Source organism: Citrobacter sp. S55_ASV_140, assembly GCF_018919505.1.
Classification (GTDB): Bacteria; Pseudomonadota; Gammaproteobacteria; order Enterobacterales; family Enterobacteriaceae; genus Citrobacter; species Citrobacter werkmanii.
Genome location: NZ_JAHLQZ010000324.1, coordinates 1 through 2,655, shown reverse-complemented (window position 1 = coordinate 2,655; position 2,655 = coordinate 1). Strand labels below are relative to the sequence as shown.

At 46.3% G+C, this 2,655-nt stretch carries 3 protein-coding genes; 1 reads left to right on the top strand and 2 read right to left on the bottom strand.

All coding sequences use genetic code 11. The annotated features are described in order from the left end of the window. Positions 1-215: 215 nt before the first annotated feature. Positions 216-833, bottom strand: coding sequence for a thymidine kinase (gene tdk / locus KQJ18_RS23220; RefSeq protein ID WP_038641106.1), 618 nt, complete (start codon positions 831-833; stop codon positions 216-218). A 630-nt stretch (positions 834-1,463) separates the two neighbouring features. Here tdk and hns point away from each other — a divergent pair. Continuing rightward, a complete protein-coding gene (gene hns / locus KQJ18_RS23215) occupies positions 1,464-1,877 on the top strand; it encodes a histone-like nucleoid-structuring protein H-NS (protein WP_003020723.1) in 414 nt (137 codons plus the stop codon). A gap of 138 nt (positions 1,878-2,015) precedes the next feature. On the opposite strand, the gene KQJ18_RS23210 is transcribed toward hns, so the two are convergent. Continuing rightward, positions 2,016-2,655: sugar phosphate nucleotidyltransferase (locus KQJ18_RS23210; protein WP_216422860.1), on the bottom strand; the 640-nt coding region annotated here is incomplete at its 5' end.

The following is a 2,655-nucleotide window of genomic DNA, read 5'->3' as shown; positions in this document are numbered from 1 at the left end:
GACTATAAACGGTCCCTTTTCGGGACCGTTTTTTTTGTACCTTACACGACCAAAATCAGGTAATACCTGACTCAACCACTTGTGAGATATGGCCTGGTGAGATTACTTGCAGGGAGGAAGCCAGGATGGCGTCAGAAGAGCGTGTGACAGGGTAGAGACACGCATGAATAGTTGTGGCCTACCCTGTGTTTATAAGCGCCCAGAAGCGCATAGGGTTAATCGTGGCTGTGTCGTTCTTGTATTGCCGTCAGAGAGCCTTCAGACTGCGCTTGCTTATAATGCTTACGGCATACCGACACATAGCGCTCGTTTCCGCCTATAACCACCTGCTCGCCTTCGTTAAAAGGTCTTCCGGCCTGATCAAGACGTAGCACCATGCTGGCCTTACGGCCACAGAAGCAAATAGTTTTTAATTCAACCAGCTTATCTGACCACGCAAGCAGGTATTCACTGCCGCAGAATAGCTCACCACGAAAATCGGTGCGTAAACCGTAACACAACACGGGAATATCCAGCCGATCGACAACTTCAGATAATTCATAAACCTGTTGTCGCGTCAGAAACTGAGACTCATCAACCAGTACACAGTGAATTCTTTGCTGCGCATTGTCGGCGCGAATCTCTTCGAACAATGATGAATTTTGGTTAAACAATTTTGCAGGTGACGACAGACCTATACGTGAACTTACTTTTCCAGTGCCAAAACGGTCATCAATTTCCGCTGTATATACTACAGCGCGCATTCCACGTTCCTGATAATTGTACGAAGATTGCAGCAATGCAGTCGACTTACCGGCATTCATTGCAGAATAGTAAAAATATAGCTGTGCCATTGACCGTAGGCCCTCATCTGGGGAAATAAATATGGGCGGGATTGTAGCATATTTCACGAACATGTCGGTGCAGCGTTGTCCCGAAAGACGTATAAAGAAGCGTACCGACTCGCTCAGCGCCGCCTTAATAACCAGAGAATGCAGGTGCTCTTTATGGCTGGGAGTATGATAGCGCGACGTCTTAACCCAAACAGGCTGGGGCTGAACCGTATATACACATTCTTTCACAAATAGTGCTCATGAAATTGATCGGCCTCGCTTATCAAGGGTCGACAATTAAGAAACCGTTCCCTTATTGTTATTGAATCGCCCCACCGCCGCCATGTAATAGCGAATTCACGTAAGCAAAACTAATACAAAAGGTTGAAATCACTGCAAAGTGATACTATTTGAACACGATAAAATGTGACCTGAATCTTGAATTTTTACTCTCAACCGTTGAGAAGCCCCCCCGCCAATAAGCCTTTTTTATGCCCAACATCACGGAGAATTTAAGACAGAGGAATTAATTCTGATACTAAATAAAGCGCAATTTTGAATTCCTTACATTCCTGGCTATTGCACAACTGAAATTATCGCTCTATTATTAGCTCAACAAACCACCCCCAATATAAGTTTGAGATTACTACAATGAGCGAAGCACTTAAAATTCTGAACAACATCCGTACTCTTCGTGCGCAGGCAAGAGAATGTACTCTGGAAACGCTTGAAGAAATGCTGGAAAAATTAGAAGTTGTAGTTAGCGAGCGTCGTGAAGAAGAAAGCGCTGCCGCTGCTGAAGTTGAAGAACGTACTCGTAAACTGCAACAATATCGTGAAATGCTGATTGCTGACGGTATTGATCCGAACGAGCTGCTGAATAGCATGGCTGCTGTTAAATCTGGCACCAAAGCTAAACGCGCTGCGCGTCCGGCTAAATATAGCTATGTTGACGAAAACGGTGAAACTAAAACCTGGACTGGCCAGGGTCGTACACCGGCTGTGATCAAAAAAGCGATGGAAGAACAAGGTAAACAACTGGACGATTTCCTGATCAAGGAATAATTCAGAAATGGTTTGCTTAAAATCCCGCCACTGGCGGGATTTTTTTTACCTGTACTTCGCATGGCCCCTACCCGGATTAGGTATAAAAAAAACGGCGCTGGATTAACAGCGCCGCTCTGACCTGATAATTACTGGCGGTTACTTCTTAATACCCATCTCTTCTTCCAGCCAGGCTTTAAATTCAGCGCCGAGGGTATTATGGCGAATACCATATTCAACGAACGCCTGCATATAGCCCAGCTTATTACCACAGTCATGGCTTTTGCCCTTCATGTGATAGGCTTCAACCGTTTCTTTTTCAATCAGCATATCGATAGCGTCTGTGAGCTGAATTTCGTCGCCCGCTCCCGGAGGCGTTTTTGCCAGCAGAGGCCAGATATCCGCACTGAGAACATAGCGGCCCACGACTGCCAAATTAGATGGCGCAACATTCGCTTTCGGCTTTTCAACAACGCCAACCATCGGCACGCTTTCGCCCGGCGCTAATTCAACGCCTTTACAATCCACTACGCCATAAGCGGTAACATCTTCTACGGGCTCGACCATAATCTGGCTGCTGCCGGTTTCATCAAAACGATGAATCATTTCGGCGAGGTTTTCACGGGATAAATCTGATTCATATTCATCCAGAATTACGTCTGGCAGAATAACCGCAACCGGTTCATCGCCAACAACCGGGTGCGCGCACAATACTGCGTGACCCAGACCTTTAGCCAGCCCCTGACGTACCTGCATAATAGTGACATGCGGCGGACAAATAGATTGCACTTCTTCCAGC